The following is a 15,655-nucleotide window of genomic DNA, read 5'->3' on the forward strand; positions in this document are numbered from 1 at the left end:
TAAACTAAGAAGCATTGGCCTGGCGTACAAGTAGCCCAAATCTATACGTTTCCCCACTGCCCATTTGGCGGCTGTATAGAAAACCGGCGGGTGCATAAGCTATTGAAAGAACGGTAACGCTGATTGCGAGGATCAAACATGATTGGGTATGTTGTTTCCCTCATTGTTTTTAATCTGGCTGTTTTTTGTGCCAATAAGCGGCTTTCCCCCGGGCAGATCGTACAGATTTGGACGTTTACCATAGCTTCCCACCTGGTTTTTGATGTATATATCGATTACAAGTAGCATCGCTACTGGTATTTTACAAAAGGGGTGGACTGGGAGAATCTCCCGGGTATGATTTGTTTGCTTCCGCCTGTGAATATTTTGTATCTTAACTGGTTTCTGTTTGGAAAAAGATGGCCAAAAAAGATACTTTATATTGCTGTTTGGGAAGTGCTGATGCTGGGGTATGAGTGGATCACCCTGCTGCCGGCACCATGGGGCTATTTTCATTACGGATGGTGGGATTTCACCATTTCGGCGCTTGTAAATCCGTTCCTCCTGCTCATTGTGGCCGGGTTTTACAAATGGGTTGTCTGGCTGGAAAACAAAAAAACTGTACCTGCTGAGCAGCAGCTACAGTGAAACAGTCCGGTTTTTCTGCCGGAGATAATCGGTATGGTCATGGATGGCGGGGTCTTCTGTCTGGATGGTCGTATGGCGGATGCCGTATTTTTGTTCGAGCATCTGATTTACAGCTAAAATGACGCGCATCGGTTCAGATGAATGCTTGACAAAGACATGGGCGGTCAGCGAACAATGGTCGGAAGTAATGTTCCAAAGATGCATGTCATGGACGTCTTCAATGCCCTCAATTTGATACATATCTGTGCGGATCTGCTCTAAATCAAACCCTTCCGGCACGGTGTCCATCAGGATCAAATAGGAAGCGCGGACGATTTTGGCGCCGCCGTAAAAAATGACGCCGCCGATTGCGATGCTGATGAGCGGATCAAAGAAATTCATTCCCGTAAAATAAATGAGCAGGGCGGAAACAATCACACCGGCTGAATTCAATAAGTCCCCGATAAAATGCCATAACGCGCTTTTAACATTTAAGTTTTCTTCTTCTTTTGTGCTCCGGTGCAGCACAATGGTGAGGATGATGTTCACAACAAGCCCGGTCATGGCAATGAGAAACATCCACTTAAAATCAATGGGTTGCGGATGGACGAGGCGCTTAATCCCTTCAATGAAAATGCCGATTGAAATGCCTATGAGCGCAAGCCCATTCAGGAACGATGCAACGATTTCAAACCGTAAATAGCCGAATGTATATTTGCGGTTTGGCGGGCGTGTCGCCATGAACAAAGCAAGCATGCTGAAGAGGAGCGCAATGACATCTGAAGCCATATGTGCCGAGTCGGAAAGCAAAGCAAGCGAATGCGAAATCAGGCCGCCGATCATTTCAACAAACGTGAAAAGCAAGGTCAGGACAAGCGTTGCCCATAACGCTTTTTTTGATGCGGACTGGACTTTGACATGCGGAAGGTGGTGATAATCATATTCCGGCATCATCGCACACCTCTTCCTGAGTAAACTTATTTCACCTGTATTGTAGCACGAAGAAAGGAAAAAGAATAGCATTTATTCTCAATTAATATAAACTTTTTTGAATAATTGAGAATGGGAATCAATATGGATTAGGGGTTATTGCTGTAAATAAAAAGAAATGGAATTATTTATAATACTTATTATATGATAAAAAATCAAATGGGATCCTGCCCCGAAGGAGAAAAAACCGCCAGGATCCTTTTCCCGGGCGGTTTTTGTGTGAAAGGCATGGACTGAAAAAGTTTCACGCGATTTCCCTTTACTCGACGGTTAAACTCTTCGCCAGGTTGCGCGGGCGGTCAACGTCATAGCCGCGTACGATGCCGGCATAATAAGCAAGCAGCTGCAGCGGGATGGCCGCCAAAATCGGCATGAGGAACGGATGGGCTTCCGGAATGTAAAGCACCTCATCAACGACCGCGCTCACTTCGTCATCTCCCGTCGTCGTAATCCCGACGACATATGCATCGCGTGCCTTTACTTCTTTAATATTGTTTATGGCCTTGTCGCGCAAATGTTCCTGGGTGGCAAGGGCAATGACCGGAACACCCGGCGTGATCAAAGCCATCGTGCCGTGTTTCATTTCTCCCGCTGCGTAGGCATCCGCATGGAGATAGGCGACTTCCTGGAGTTTGAGCGCCCCTTCAAGCGCCAGCACATAATCGAGCCCGCGGCCAATCAGGAATAGATGCTCCTGGTCGTTTGTGACCTGTGCAAACTGGTCGATGGCATCCTGCGTCATCACCAGGCATTTTTCCACGTCATCGGCGAGTGAATGAAGGGCATCGAGCAGGGCGGGGATTTGGCCTTCGCCGGGGCCGTGCAGTTTTTTTGCCAGAACAACCGAAAGCAGGACGAGCGCCGTAATCTGGGTTGTATAGGCTTTTGTTGCGGCAACCGCCAGTTCCGGGCCTGCATGCGTATAAATGACGCAATCCGATTTCCTTGCCAGCGTGCTCTTCCGGTAATTGCTGATCGCGATCACCGCTGCCCCGGATTTTTTCGCTTCTTTCAAGGCGGAAATGGTATCGGCTGTTTCCCCTGATTGGCTGATGGCAATGACAAGCGCTTTTTCGTCCAGCCGGCCGTGCTCGCATCTGAATTCAGATGCAATCGCGGCTTCAACCGGTATATCAAGCATGGTTTCGAGAATCTTTTTGCCGATCATGCCGGCGTGATGGGAAGTGCCGCTTGCGACAATGATGATTCTCTCCGGATCTGTCAGCTTGCGCCTTGCGAAAAAATCGTCCACTTCCGGAATCACAACACTGCTTTCTGTCAGCCGGCCTTTTAACGTGCGCTTGATTGCTTCCGGCTGCTCCATGATTTCTTTTAACATGTAGTGGCCGTAATCCTGCAGGTTGAGTTCGTCTTGATTCCAGCGCACGGATGTCTTTTCCGGCAGAATTTTCTCCCCGGAAAGTGTCTTAATTTCCACTTTTGTCTGGGTCAAAATGGCCATTTCGCCGTTTTTAATCGGATAAATTTCCTTTGTATACGAAAGCAGCGCCGGGATATCCGAGGAGAGATACGTTTCCCCGCTGCCAAAGCCGATAATGAGTGGATTATCATAAGAAATGGCGATAATCTGGTTCGGGTGATCTTTTGCCATGATTGCAAGCGCAAACGCACCTTTTAATTGCGGAATGACGATCCGCACGGTTTCTTCAAAATTGCCGGTATCATAATGCGCGAGAAGATACGGAATGACTTCTGTGTCGGTGTCCGTTTGTAAACGATGCCCCTGCGCGATAAGAAATTTTTTTAATTGCTGGTAGTTTTCAATGATCCCGTTATGGACAACGTAGAAACGTGCTTCTTCATCGCATAACGGATGGGAATTTTCAACGGTCGGCATCCCGTGTGATGCCCACCTTGTGTGGCCGATCCCAAGGCATCCGGCGGGAATCGGTTCGAGCTGGAGGGAAGCTTCCAGATCTTCGACGCGTCCTTTTTCTTTGCGGACGCCGATGGTTTTCATATCGGAGACGGCAATGCCTGCTGAATCATAGCCCCGGTAATCCAGTTTTTTCAGGCAATCGAGCAGAACCGGCTGTGCCGAATGTCTGCCAATGTACCCAACGATTCCACTCATCTTTTTCACCTCAACGTATCGCTTTCCTTATATCACGTGTATTCCTACCTTCATGCTAACATGAACCGGGCGGGGAATAAAGCGATTGTGCTGCAGGCAAATGTCGGGATTTCCAAAGCATACCAGGGAGCACACGGACAAAAAGCGCAACCCGATCGGATTGCGCCTTTTGCCTCATCCAAACCTGGTATTCAGATGACGTCCAGTCCGGGCTTATCCAAACCTGGCTTTAGATAAGTCCGGGGGTTCAAATAGTAGGCGGACACGAACCTTCACCGAAAGTATACCGGTTCCGGACGGTCGTCCCACTTGCCCGGTGGACAAATGCAGTGCCAAATACGGAAGATGAAGTTGCTGTCAAGTCTTTCATCAAAAACTTTACCAGTCCCTTCTTTTAAGATGTATTGGCCTTGCACTGTTCCTATTCCCGGCAGGCACAAAATAAAACGAACCAAAATATGGAAATTATGCTCTTTTCCGCTGCTCCACCGCAGCCGGGACAATCGAAACATTTCCATACTTCGTGATCGTAAGCTTTCCGCATCTGCCATAGTTTCCGAGTTTCGCATGCGGATCGGCATGAAGGCGGAGTTTTTTCAGCAAAGTGCCTGCCCTGATCTCGAGAAAAAGATCCGCCGTCTGCTGTAAAGCAAGCCAGTCCGCCAAAAGCGCCACATCAACAGCAGCAACAAAGCGCATTTTTCGTTGCGGCAACAGTCGGATCACAGCCGGAATCCGCCGCTCCTCTTTTGTGGTTCGGTTTTGCAAAATCACCGTGATGCCCGCGTCCTGCTTTGAGCGAGGCGGCACATAGCCGATCTGGCCGAACCTTTTTAGAGAAAGGGCGCGGTTGCATAAATCTGCGGCAAGCAGTTCCGCTTTTTCCGGTTGCAAACCCGGCGGCACGCGGACAGAATCCGGAAGCAGATGGTCGAAAGCATGCTTCCCTTTAAAGGCGCGGAAATCAAAGCAGCCGTCCGGGGTTACCGGCAAATACCCGCGCGAAACGCTTGCTGTTGCCGCAAATTCAAACGGCATCCCGTTGTGCAGGAAAAAATAGCGCGCCCGCACAAGCTCCGGTTCCGGCACATAGTCGAACGCCCGCTCGTCAATGTCCTGCAAATAATGGTTTACAAGCGGAAAAAAGCGGCGCCGGGCATGCGGCAGGTAGCGATACAAATTCGAAGCATAACGCGTAAAATCGAGGATGGCGCGGATATCTTTAATGTAACGGTGGCCGAGCAGCCCCTGTGCCATTAAAAACCGATCAATTTCCCGGTGGATACGCACCCGGTCGGCGACAGCGCGGAACATAAAATTCTTTTGCGTAATCGACAAATTGCGCAAAGATTCGCGTTTCCGCCAGTGGTAATGCGTGCCGCAATGGATGAACACTTTTTTTGCAAGGTACAGGCAGCAGGTGATAAAGTGGACATCTTCAAAACGGCAGCCTTCAAGAAAACGAAGCCCGTTCCGCGTTAAAAAATCCCGTTTGAAAATTTTATTGGCAGGCCCCAGGTTATGGATCAGGTTTTTCGTTTCGTACAAGTTTGTCAGCCGGCTTTCCTCAAACAGCCCGAGCAGTTTAAACGTATACACCTGCCATTTTTGCCTGGAATTGAATTTGTATCTATTCGTCACGACGATATCGGGGTCGTGCTTGCGGATGCAGGCAAATGAACTTTCGTAAAAGTCATGGTCAATATAATCGTCCGGATCAAGAAAATGAATGTAATCGCCGGTGGCAAGCGCAAGCCCTTTGTTCCGGGGGCCGCCCGGTGCGCCGCTATGCTTCTGGCGGATGATTTTCAGCTGCGAGAGGCGCGCTGCCCACTTTTTCAAAACTTTCCGGCTCCCGTCTTTTGAACCGTCATCAACGGCAATGATTTCATAAGCCGGCAAGGTCTGGCGGGCGAGGCTTTCCATGCAGTCATCCAAATAATTTGCAACATTGTAAACGGGAAGTATGACGCTGACTTTCACAAAACATCCTCCTTATCACTTCCATTATGTTCAAATCGTTGCGCTTTTATTGCAAATAAGATCAATTTTCGATAGAATGGACGGGGAATCACGATACCGTGAAATAAATCCTGTGATCGCTCTGTTTGTGGATAGCCTCACAACCATGAGCGGTTATTTTTTGGCACCGATTTAAAAAATGGATTCTCTCGTTTCATCACCTGTAGAAACGGGAATGGGAACAGCAATCTTTCCACATCCGTCGCAAAAGGCGGATGCACGGACACAGCCCTTAAGTGAATTTCGCACGAACCGGTTTTATAAGTACCGGATTACAGCTGGATTTCCAACGGCCGGTTTTCTTTTGGAACTTTCGGGAATCCGGCCCATATTTTCATATATATGCTCAAGGCCCAAACCATTGTCATCACGCGTCCTGTTGCGATAAAATGGGTATTGTCGAAAAGTGGCGATACTGGATTGAATAGGATAAACAGGTTTGCCAGCAACTCCTTCACCGCTGGATAACATAGATGACTTTTTTGCTGTATGGCACCTTTTAAGGAGCGGCACAATGAAGGGCTTTTTTGAAAAAAATTTTCCCGAAAACCGCGCATCGGTCTGGCAAGGGAAAGCGAGGGGTAAACATGATGAAAATTCCCGGCAATACAGCAACCGGGACGGCACACGGAAAATTAATTTTAGCGGGGGAACATGCTGTCGTTTACGGGCAACCGGCGATCGCGCTTCCATTTGATCATGTGAAAATTGAAACGGCAGTCATCCGGAAACAAGGCCCGCTCTCCATTGACTGCCGGTTTTACAAAGGGGCGCTGGATAAAGCGCCGGAAAGGCTTCACGGAATCAGGGCATGTGTCAAAGAAATCCTCCGTACGTTAAAAAAGCCGGCCGAAAATTTGGCAATTAAACTGGAATCGACCATTCCGATCGGGCGCGGGCTTGGCTCGAGTGCCGCTGTTGCCGTTGCCATTGTCCGCGGGCTATATGCTTTTTTTGAAAAACAATTAACGAAAATGGAACTTGAACGGTTTGTCCAAATTGCTGAGAATTTTGCCCACGGGAATCCGAGCGGCATCGATATGATGGCAGTCATCAGCAATGACCCGATCTGGTTTGAAAAAGGGAAGGCGGCCCGGCCGCTTCCGTTTTCGCTTCCGTTTTATCTGGTGGTCGCCGATTCCGGGCGCGTGCATAATACGGCAATGGCGGTCGGGAGCATCCGTGAAAAAAGCGGTTCTGACCCGAAAACGGTGGAGTCCGCCATCAGCCGTTTAGGCGAAATCGTGCACGAAGCGGGAAGGGCATTGATTGAAAAAGACGGATTGCATCTCGGCCGTTTATTTAATGAAGCACATGCACAGCTTTCCGTTTTGGGTGTCAGCGACGAAGGGCTTAACACATTGTGCGCTGCAGCACGGTCAGCCGGCGCACTCGGTGCCAAGCTGACCGGCGCAGGCCGGGGCGGCTGCATTATTTCGCTCGCCGAAAGCAGGAAAAAAGCTTCAGCAGTGGCCCAAGCCCTGCAAACAGCAGGCGCCGCGCAAGTATGGCAATTTTCGCTGGAAGGATGACCGTGATCTCGCAATAGAAACATGATAGCACAGCCCCGTAAACAGGAGATGCTTCATGGAAAGAGGCTGCCTGTTTTTGCTTGTAGCGGGCAGCTCTTTTTGTCCGGCAGTGATGGGAAGGAAGAAGGTGGCCCTTTGAAGCCGGGCGGATCATGAGAAGGCATTTTCCGTTAAAGCGGCTGGCAAAGGGGCCCCTTTTATCCGGCAGCGGTGCGAAGGCTGCTGAGAATGGGGAATCGCGGGCAGTTGCCTCTTGCCATAAAATGTTTGAGGCATTTTCCTTTGGAGGCAGTTGGCCAAAGCGCTTTTTTGTCCGGCAGCGGGAATAGAATTGGCAGAACGGTGCCCTTTTCAAAGCAGCTCTCTCAGGAAGGCATTTTGACTGGAAGGAACGATGAAAGATGGAGGCAACAGCGAGGGCCCATACGAATATTGCCCTGATCAAGTACTGGGGGAAACGGGACGAAAAGCTTTTTCTCCCGATGAACAGCAGTCTGTCCATTACGCTGGACAGGTTTTATACGACAACAAAGGTGGCTTATGATCCCGCTTTAAAAGCGGATGTGTTTTTTTTGAACGGAAAACCGGCCATTGATGCGGAAACAGCGAAAATTTCCCGCTTTATGGATAAGATCAGGGCATTTGCGGGAGAAAAAAGATATGCATATATAGAATCGCAAAACGAAGTGCCGATCGCTGCCGGGCTTGCCTCTTCCGCATCCGGCATGGCGGCGCTTGCGGCTGCGGCCGTTAAAGCGCTCGGCCTTGAGGTGGACGGGCGCACGCTGTCAATCTTGGCGCGCCAAGGTTCCGGGTCCGCTTGCCGCAGCATCTACGGCGGTTTTGTTGAGTGGCAAAAAGGTGAAAAAGCGGATGGTTCCGATTCGTACGCGGTTCCGATTCTTGGCGAAGACGATTGGAATCTCAGCATTTTATCTTGCCTGGTGGAATCAAAGCAGAAAAAAATTTCGAGCAGGGAAGGGATGAAACGGACGGTCACCACGTCGCCGTTTTATAAAGCCTGGATGGAAACCGTGGAAAAAGATTTGGCCGCCGCAAAATCCGCGATTGCAGCGCGCGATTTTTCGCTTTTGGGGCGCGTGCTTGAAGCCAATGCGTTAAAAATGCATGCGACAACGATCAGCGCCGACCCGCCCTTTTTATACTGGCAAAGTGCGACGCTCGATGTTATGCAGGAAGTGGCGCTTTTGCGCGAACGCGGGATTGAAGCTTATTTTACAATTGACGCCGGGCCGAATGTAAAAGTGCTGTGTGAACGAAAAGATGAAGAGACGGTGTACAATGCGCTTGCAGCCGTCCCGTCCGTCCGCGAAGTGCTGGTTTGCCATCCGGGTCCGGGCATTCAATACGGCCCGTTTTAATTTTTTCCGGGACTTTGGAACGCCGGCAGGGAAGCTCCAAAACATCCATGTTAGGGCTTTCTTTCGTGATTATAAAATGCCGCTTTCCTTCTGCAGCTGCGGCTGAAAAACCATTTCGGCCTGTTTCGCGCTATTTGGCGGCGCCATGCCCGTAACCGGGTTGCGGCTGTGCGAATGGAACCCTTTTCACACGGCTTTTGGAAACACCTTGGGGGTTGCTTTTGACGCGGGAAACGCCCGGATTGCCGTTCGCCAGTTAGACAGAGGATGTGTCCGCAAAAGCGGGTGCAGCAGGCGGGCATTGGACGCGATGTTTGCAAATTTGACGGGTAAACCGACCTAAAAAGGATTGAAAGAGATGAACGGGATGCAATTTCAAGTAAAGGCGCCGGGCAAATTGATGATTGCCGGCGAATATGCGGTCATTGAACCCGGTTGCCCTGCTGTGGTTGCCGCGGTAGACCGGTACATCACAATAGAGGTAAAAGAAAGCACGGAGAATCTTTTTTCTTTGCCGCAGATTGGCATTTCGCATGCAGCGTGGCGTGTGGAGAACGGGGAAGTCCGCTTTGACCACGATGACTCGAAACTCCGGTTTATCCAAAATGCACTCGCCGTTTTTTACCGGCTGCTTACGGAAAAATCGATACCGCTCCGCCCGCTTCACATCACGGTAACGAGTGAATTGGATGATCCCGCAACAGGGCAAAAATACGGGCTCGGTTCCAGTGCAGCGATTCTTTCTGCCGTCCTTGCCGCCCTTTTGCATGCCCATCAAGGGATGCCGGATACGAAGGAAGCGATTTTTAAACTGGCCGCCGTGGCCCATCTGAAAACACAGGGCAACGGGTCCGGCGCGGATCTTGCTGCTTCCGTGTACGGCGGCATGCTGAAATATGCCGCATTCAGGCCGGATTGGATTTTTTCCCGGTTGGAAGCGGGCTGCACGATTTCGGAATTGCTGGCAGAAACATGGCCGCATTTGGCCATTTCCAATTTGGAACTTCCCCCGGGCCTCATTTTTTGCACAGGCTGGACCGGGAAAGCGGTGGCAACCGGGCCGATGGTGGAGCGTATCGGCAAATTGCGGGAGGCGGCAACCGAAACATACACGGCATTTTTGCAAGAAAGTACCGCCGCAGTGGATAAACTGGCGGAAAGTTTCATGCAGCAGGATGCGGCCGGCGTATTTGAAAGTATCCGGCAAAACCGGCGTGCTTTGCAGAAGCTTGAAGCAGCAGCCCACACCGCCATTGAAACGGCGCCATTGAAGCAACTTGCAGACATTGCCGGCCGTTTCGGTGCCGGAAAATCATCGGGCTCGGGCGGCGGAGACTGCGGCATTGCATTTGCAGCGGGGGAAGAGAAAGCTGCCGCCTTGAAAGCAGCATGGGAAGCGGCAGGCATTACCCCGCTTGCGCTTCATATTTCTAAAAAAGGTGTGTCCATTATGGAGTGAAAATCCGCAAAAAAATGCGGATTTTTTGCTTTTTTGTGGAATTAACGGAAGTTCCACCGCCGAGTAAGTATCATCCCACTTTTCCCAATCATTTGCTTTTTCATACTCCTTTTGAAATAATAGAAAAAAACGAAAGGAGATGGATTAGATGAAAGTTCTTATTGCTGGCGCAAACGGCAAGATCGGAAAAATGCTTGTAGGGATAATAAGGCTTGGTGGTCTCGCTCCGGTTTTCGCGTGATCAGGATATTATCTTCAGAAAAGAAATTCAGTGAAGAATTTGTAATTATGGTAAAAGACAATAATTTTTTCTATTATAGAAATCTATATCACACCTTAAATATTACAGGAGGTTCTTAATGAACAAGAAAATTTTGAGTTTCACAGCAACAATTTTATTTTTATTAGGTGTAATCCTTGCTTTTTTTACAGATCTCTCTTCTATAGGACTAATATTAATAACAATCTCTATAGGCATAACATGTATTCAATTAGCTGACTTACTCAGCAATAAAATATTAAAAATTCTGGTCTATTTGATACCTGTAATATTAATCATTACAGTTATTGTATTTATACCTACAATATATTGAGCCTCCTACGTGATTGCTGTGGAACAACGGATGTTCCACCCCAAGTACATACATTCTCAATCATTTGCTTCTCCATACTCCTTTTGAAATAATAGAAAAAAACGAAAGGAGATGGACTGAATGAAAGTACTTGTTGCTGGTGCAAACGGCAAGATCGGTAAAATCCTTGTGGACCTTTTACAAAAAAGTGACCGCCATATCCCGCGCGCCATGGTGCGGAAAGAAGAACAGGCCCAATTTTTCAGGCAAAAAGGTGTGGACGCGGTCCTATCCGATTTGGAAGGTACTGTCGATGAGCTGGCGGAAGCGGCGAAGGGATGCGATTGCATTGTGTTTACCGCTGGTTCCGGCGGGCACACAGGCGCGGACAAAACGTTACTTGTCGATTTGGACGGTGCGGTGAAAACGATGGAGGCGGCAGAAAAAGCAGGCATCAGCCGTTTTGTTATCGTGAGTGCGCTCCAGGCCCACCACCGCGAAAACTGGAGCGAGGCCATCAAGCCGTATTATGTTGCCAAGCATTATGCAGACCGCGTGCTCCAGTCGACCAAGCTGAACTACACGATCATCCGTCCCGGCGGTTTGCTGAACGATCCCGGCACCGGAAAAATCGAAGCATCAGAAAACTTAAAACGCGGTACCATTCCGCGTGAAGACGTCGCGCGCACCATTCTTGCAAGCCTCGACGAACCGAAAACATACCGGAAAGCATTTGACCTCGTTTCGGGGAATACACCGATTGAGGAAGAGCTGAAACGCTTATAGAAATGTGCAAATCAAAAAAGTAGCGATTGTTGAAAACGCCTTACCCCCTGCTTCATTAAGAAGGGGGTTGAATATATGTCCCGGCTTGCTGGATGAATGCATTCAGCAAGCCCTGCTTCATTTGTGTTTTGCTTTTTTCCTTTTTTTCGCTTGAAAACTTATGCCGGCTGTTTTTCATACCCCAACCATCCGATGCATTTTCTCCATTTGACTGTTCTATATTTCTCCGTTTGCCATAACCAAACTCTTCATAGTCTGAAAGAAAATTTTTTCTGGAATAATGGTGAAAAACCAAGAATTTTGGCAAATGCTCTGCATACTTTTTTGATTATTCCAATATGAAAAATATTTTCATCGGATTTTGCCGAAAAGTTTCCGCATCTTCTGCTATAATACGAGTGATGATGAGGATAAAATTTTTGAAATGAATACGAAGGGAGTGAACATGGAATGTCTTTAAAAAATGACATCTTGGTTTACTTAAGTAAAGAAACTGAAAAATTTGATTGGGAACATCCCTCAGAACAGTTAACTGCGAACGGCATGCAGAAAGTATTCCATGTCAAACGCAATACGGTCAGCACATACCTGAATCAATTGGTTAAGGAAAACCTGGTCATAAAAATCAATACAAGGCCTGTATATTTTTTAAGCCGGTCCGTTTTTGAGAAAAAATTTTTTAACATTCCGGCAAGCATCCTGGATAGTTTTCAGGAATTAAAGGAGTATGAACCGCCAAAAAATGACAAGCATGATGTATTTGATGAATGAATCGGTGCGGAAGGGAGTTTAAAAAAAGCCATCACACAAATTAAAACGTCCATTTTTTATCCGGTCGGCTTGCCGATTATGCTTTGCGGGCCGACCGGGGAGGCAAAAGTTACACTGCGGAATTAATCTACAAATGCTGTGTGGAAAATGAGGTGTTGCCCCCGCATGCCCCCTTTATCAGTTTTAACTGTGCGCAATATGCCAATAACCCCGAACTTTTATCCAGCAACTTATTTGGCTATATATTTACATGTTTTTAATAAATGAAGCACGCACGTTGAATCGTCCAATAAAAATGACGGACCGTGCCCTCGATGCCCTGGCAAAACATCATTATACAGGAAACATGGGAGACTTGAAAAATACGATCAAATATATTGTCGCTTCCTCTTTAGTGAAAAATCGAACGAAAGATGAGGTTTATATCACACTGCAGGACTTGCCGGAAAATGTCATTGAGAATGCCATCCCTTTTATTGACACAAAAATCAAAAAGGCGAATGAAGTCATGATTCAACCGGATTCAACATTGGAACAACTGTATAAAACCAGCATTTCTCACATGCAGCGTATTAAAGGGACTTATGAAAAAATGATACAAATCTATCGTGAAGGGAAGGAGAAAAGTTTTTCCGGAAAAGAAATTGAACAAACGATCATGAATGAAGTTACAATTTTATTTGACAGTTTGATTTTTAATACATCAAAAGAAAAGGCTGATATCCTGCTTCAATTGATAACAGCAAACGTGCAAGAAACGATCCAGTACCTTGAAAAAAGCAATAACATCCGGTTTAACGGCAACAATATTTAGGGCTAGCAGAAAATACTGACCCTTCCAAATAAAACTCCTTCATCCCGCATTGTAAGCGCCCAAAACCCGGGCCGGCCCAAAGTTTTTTGGGCCGGCTTCTTTCCTTAGGCAAAGGCCTTTTCCAGCCTGTTTAAGCCTTCCATCAAAATTTTACGCGGGCAGGCGATGTTCATGCGGATGAAGCCTTCTCCACCAGGGCCGAATTTGCTGCCGATTTCGACGCCGAGCTTTGCCTTTTTCCATAAACGGTCCTTCAATGCCTCTTCTTCCAGGCCGTATGCACGGCAGTCGAGCCACATTAAATACGTGCCTTCCGTTTCCATCACCCGGATTTCCGGCAGGCGTTCCGCGATGAACCGTGCCGCTGTATCAATATTTTCCTTCAAGTAAACGAGGAGCGCATCCAGCCATTCACCGCCGTGCCGGTATGCCGCTTCCATGCCGACAATGCCAAATGTATTCAACGCGGATGTCCCGTTTACCGCCTGCACATCTTTGAACTTTTTGCGCAGTTCCGGGTTTGGAATGATGACGGCAGAAGCTTTGATCCCGGCCAGATTAAACGTTTTTGTCGGCGCGATGCAGGTGATTGTCATATCGCGGTACTTGTCTCCGAGTGATGCAACCGGCACATGGACATGCGGCGGGTACACAAGGTCGGAGTGGATTTCATCGGACAAAAACAAACAGCCATACTGCGCGCAAAGATCCGCCATTTTTACAAGCTCGTCTTTCGTCCAGACGCGCCCGCCCGGATTATGCGGATTGCAGCCTAAAAACAGCTTTGCCCCTTCTTTCAGCCGCGCTTCAACCTGCTCCCAGTCGATTTCAAACCGGTTTTCCGTAAGCTTCAGCTGCGCGTTTGCGACAACACGGCCGTTTTTTTCAACCATATGGAAAAACGGATGGTAGACCGGGGACATCAGCAGCACTTTATCGCCCGGTTCGGTAAATGCCTGAATGGCTGTGCTGATCGCCGGCACAATGCCAGTGCAGTATGCGATCCACGCCGGGGGGATGTCCCAGTTATGGCGCTTTTTCAGCCATGCCTGAATCGCTTCTGCAGTGGAATCCGGCACAAACGCATATCCGAGGATTTCGTGTTCAACCCGCTTTTTAATCGCTTCCGCCACTTCATGCGGCGGGTTGAAATCCATATCGGCCACCCACATCGGGAGCACATCTTCCTCCCCGAAGACCTGTTTGACCTGTTCCCATTTAACAGAAGCGGTATTTTTCCTCTCAATGACTGTATCAAAATCAAACAAAACCATCACCATCCTGATATTCATCTTCTTCCCATTTTACCACACAAAAGCAGATGAATATTCATTTTCGGATGGAAGGGCTATAATGAAAAACAAGTATTCCAATTGGGAAAAGGAGTGTCCTTTATGTCGTATTATGAAAAAGATAAGCTCAAACATCTATCGAAATTAAAAGACCTTGCGCCGGAACAGGCGGCTGCTTTTGACCGTCTCAATGCCGAAGTGTTTAAAGACGGCGCCGTTTCCGCCCGGGACAAAGAAATCATTGCGGTCGCCGTGGCCCATGCGACAAAATGCCCGTATTGCCTTGACATTCATACGAAAAAAGCAAAAGCGGCCGGTGCCAGTCTCGAAGAACTTATAGAAGCGGCATTTGTGGCAGCAGCGCTGGAAGCAGGTGGCGCAGTGGCCCACAGTGTCCATATGCAGCTTGCCCTGATTGAAGATGCCGGTGATACGATTTACAAAAAATCCAATATGAAAAAACTATCCAACATGAACCATCTTGCCAAAGACGGCTTTGCGGCCTACAATGCGTTCGGTGCTGCTGCCATGAAAGCCGGCAAACTGCCCGCACTTGTCAAAGAACTGGCTGCTGTTGCGGTCGCCCATATTACCGAGTGCCCGTATTGCATTGACTATCATTCCAAACAGGCGCAAAAAGCGGGCGCAACGGAAGAACAGCTTGCGGAAGCCATCCTTGTTGCAGGCGCGCTCGCAGCAGGGGGTGCCTATACGCATATCGCCAATATGATTGACAGCTACGAAAGCTGACCCGGGCGTCGGAAGAAAAGCTTTTGAACGCAGGGTTTTTGCAGGCGGCGCCTCCATTTAAACGGGAGTATGGCCGGTAAAAGCAGATGAGAACTGCACAGCGGAAGAACGGCTTGCGGAGCCGGTCCCGTATGAGATGAAAAGTCTGCGAGCGTTTTTTTACGGTGAAAAGGGCAGCAGGGGAGCTTCAACTTGCTGCCCTGTTTTTTAATGAAAAATTCCAAAAGTATACATAGACAAGACCGGCAAAATTTGTGATAGTAAGGATATGAATTTTTTTACAAAACAGGAGTGGACAAAATGAGAGCAATTTTGACAGTAATCGGCAAAGACCAGGTTGGCATCATTGCCGGTGTCAGCACACAGCTGGCAGAACTGAAGATTAATATTCTCGATGTCAGCCAGACGATCATGAGCGGGTATTTCACCATGATGATGATGCTGGATTTGTCGAATGCTGAAGTGAATTTTGATGAAATCAAACAAGCCCTTGCAAAAAAAGGCGAGGCACTGCAAGTCCAAATCAAAATTCAGCGCGAGGAAATTTTCCAATCGATGCACAGCTTGTAAAAACGGGGGAAAAT

General features: G+C 48.2%; 15 protein-coding genes. 11 read left to right on the forward strand and 4 right to left on the reverse strand.

The annotated features are described in order from the left end of the window. The first annotated feature begins 336 nt into the window (after positions 1-336). Positions 337-627, forward strand: a complete 291-nt coding sequence (locus NSQ19_RS01335; protein ID WP_340702213.1) for a hypothetical protein — start codon at positions 337-339, stop codon at positions 625-627. Here NSQ19_RS01335 and NSQ19_RS01340 read toward each other — a convergent pair. From NSQ19_RS01340 to NSQ19_RS01350, 3 genes are all read right to left on the reverse strand, one after another. Further along, positions 619-1,560, reverse strand: coding sequence for a cation diffusion facilitator family transporter (locus tag NSQ19_RS01340; protein ID WP_340702214.1), 942 nt, complete (start codon positions 1,558-1,560; stop codon positions 619-621). The two genes, NSQ19_RS01335 and NSQ19_RS01340, sit on opposite strands and share 9 nt — an antisense overlap. Positions 1,561-1,855: 295 nt before the next feature. Beyond that, the gene (gene glmS / locus NSQ19_RS01345) at positions 1,856-3,691 is read right to left on the reverse strand and encodes a glutamine--fructose-6-phosphate transaminase (isomerizing) (RefSeq protein WP_340702215.1); all 1,836 of its coding nucleotides are present in this window, start codon (positions 3,689-3,691) and stop codon (positions 1,856-1,858) included. Between the two features lie 465 nt (positions 3,692-4,156). Then, entirely contained in the window at positions 4,157-5,674 is a 1,518-nt protein-coding gene (locus NSQ19_RS01350; RefSeq protein WP_340702216.1) for a glycosyltransferase family 2 protein, read from the reverse strand. A gap of 629 nt (positions 5,675-6,303) precedes the next feature. Here NSQ19_RS01350 and mvk point away from each other — a divergent pair. The 8 genes from mvk (at position 6,304) to NSQ19_RS01385 (ending at position 13,029) form a co-directional block, all read left to right on the forward strand. Beyond that, a complete protein-coding gene (gene mvk, locus NSQ19_RS01355; RefSeq protein ID WP_340702217.1) occupies positions 6,304-7,245 on the forward strand; it encodes a mevalonate kinase in 942 nt (313 codons plus the stop codon). Positions 7,246-7,646: 401 nt separating this feature from the next. Continuing rightward, positions 7,647-8,627, forward strand: a complete 981-nt coding sequence (mvaD, locus tag NSQ19_RS01360; protein WP_013858215.1) for a diphosphomevalonate decarboxylase — start codon at positions 7,647-7,649, stop codon at positions 8,625-8,627. Between the two features lie 358 nt (positions 8,628-8,985). Continuing rightward, the gene (locus NSQ19_RS01365; protein WP_340702218.1) at positions 8,986-10,086 is read left to right on the forward strand and encodes a phosphomevalonate kinase; all 1,101 of its coding nucleotides are present in this window, start codon (positions 8,986-8,988) and stop codon (positions 10,084-10,086) included. A gap of 359 nt (positions 10,087-10,445) precedes the next feature. Beyond that, on the forward strand, positions 10,446-10,679 hold the full coding sequence (locus tag NSQ19_RS01370) for a hypothetical protein (protein ID WP_041818660.1): 234 nt from the start codon (positions 10,446-10,448) through the stop codon (positions 10,677-10,679). A 120-nt stretch (positions 10,680-10,799) separates the two neighbouring features. Next, positions 10,800-11,444: an SDR family oxidoreductase gene (locus tag NSQ19_RS01375; protein WP_340702219.1), complete on the forward strand. Its 645-nt coding sequence runs from the start codon at positions 10,800-10,802 to the stop codon at positions 11,442-11,444. A 450-nt stretch (positions 11,445-11,894) separates the two neighbouring features. After that, positions 11,895-12,215: a Fis family transcriptional regulator gene (locus NSQ19_RS01380; protein WP_340702220.1), complete on the forward strand. Its 321-nt coding sequence runs from the start codon at positions 11,895-11,897 to the stop codon at positions 12,213-12,215. An 83-nt stretch (positions 12,216-12,298) separates the two neighbouring features. Beyond that, the gene (locus NSQ19_RS15735) at positions 12,299-12,475 is read left to right on the forward strand and encodes a sigma 54-interacting transcriptional regulator (protein ID WP_445798025.1); all 177 of its coding nucleotides are present in this window, start codon (positions 12,299-12,301) and stop codon (positions 12,473-12,475) included. Continuing rightward, the gene (locus tag NSQ19_RS01385; RefSeq protein WP_445798026.1) at positions 12,466-13,029 is read left to right on the forward strand and encodes a hypothetical protein; all 564 of its coding nucleotides are present in this window, start codon (positions 12,466-12,468) and stop codon (positions 13,027-13,029) included. The genes NSQ19_RS15735 and NSQ19_RS01385 overlap by 10 nt, the downstream gene beginning before the upstream one ends. 104 nt (positions 13,030-13,133) lie before the next feature. Here the strand turns inward: NSQ19_RS01385 and NSQ19_RS01390 are convergent, their stop codons facing one another. Next, on the reverse strand, positions 13,134-14,303 hold the full coding sequence (locus NSQ19_RS01390; RefSeq protein ID WP_118499690.1) for a MalY/PatB family protein: 1,170 nt from the start codon (positions 14,301-14,303) through the stop codon (positions 13,134-13,136). A gap of 120 nt (positions 14,304-14,423) precedes the next feature. On the opposite strand from NSQ19_RS01390, the gene NSQ19_RS01395 reads away from it, so the two are divergent. Together NSQ19_RS01395 and NSQ19_RS01400 are read left to right on the forward strand one after the other, a co-directional pair. Further along, a complete protein-coding gene (locus NSQ19_RS01395; RefSeq protein ID WP_017554217.1) occupies positions 14,424-15,071 on the forward strand; it encodes a carboxymuconolactone decarboxylase family protein in 648 nt (215 codons plus the stop codon). Positions 15,072-15,371: 300 nt separating this feature from the next. Then, on the forward strand, positions 15,372-15,641 hold the full coding sequence (locus NSQ19_RS01400; RefSeq protein ID WP_061574608.1) for an ACT domain-containing protein: 270 nt from the start codon (positions 15,372-15,374) through the stop codon (positions 15,639-15,641). Positions 15,642-15,655: the final 14 nt, after the last annotated feature.

The sequence above is a fragment of the Weizmannia sp. FSL W8-1119 genome (assembly GCF_038008605.1).
Lineage (GTDB): Bacteria > Bacillota > Bacilli > Bacillales > Bacillaceae_C > Weizmannia > Weizmannia coagulans.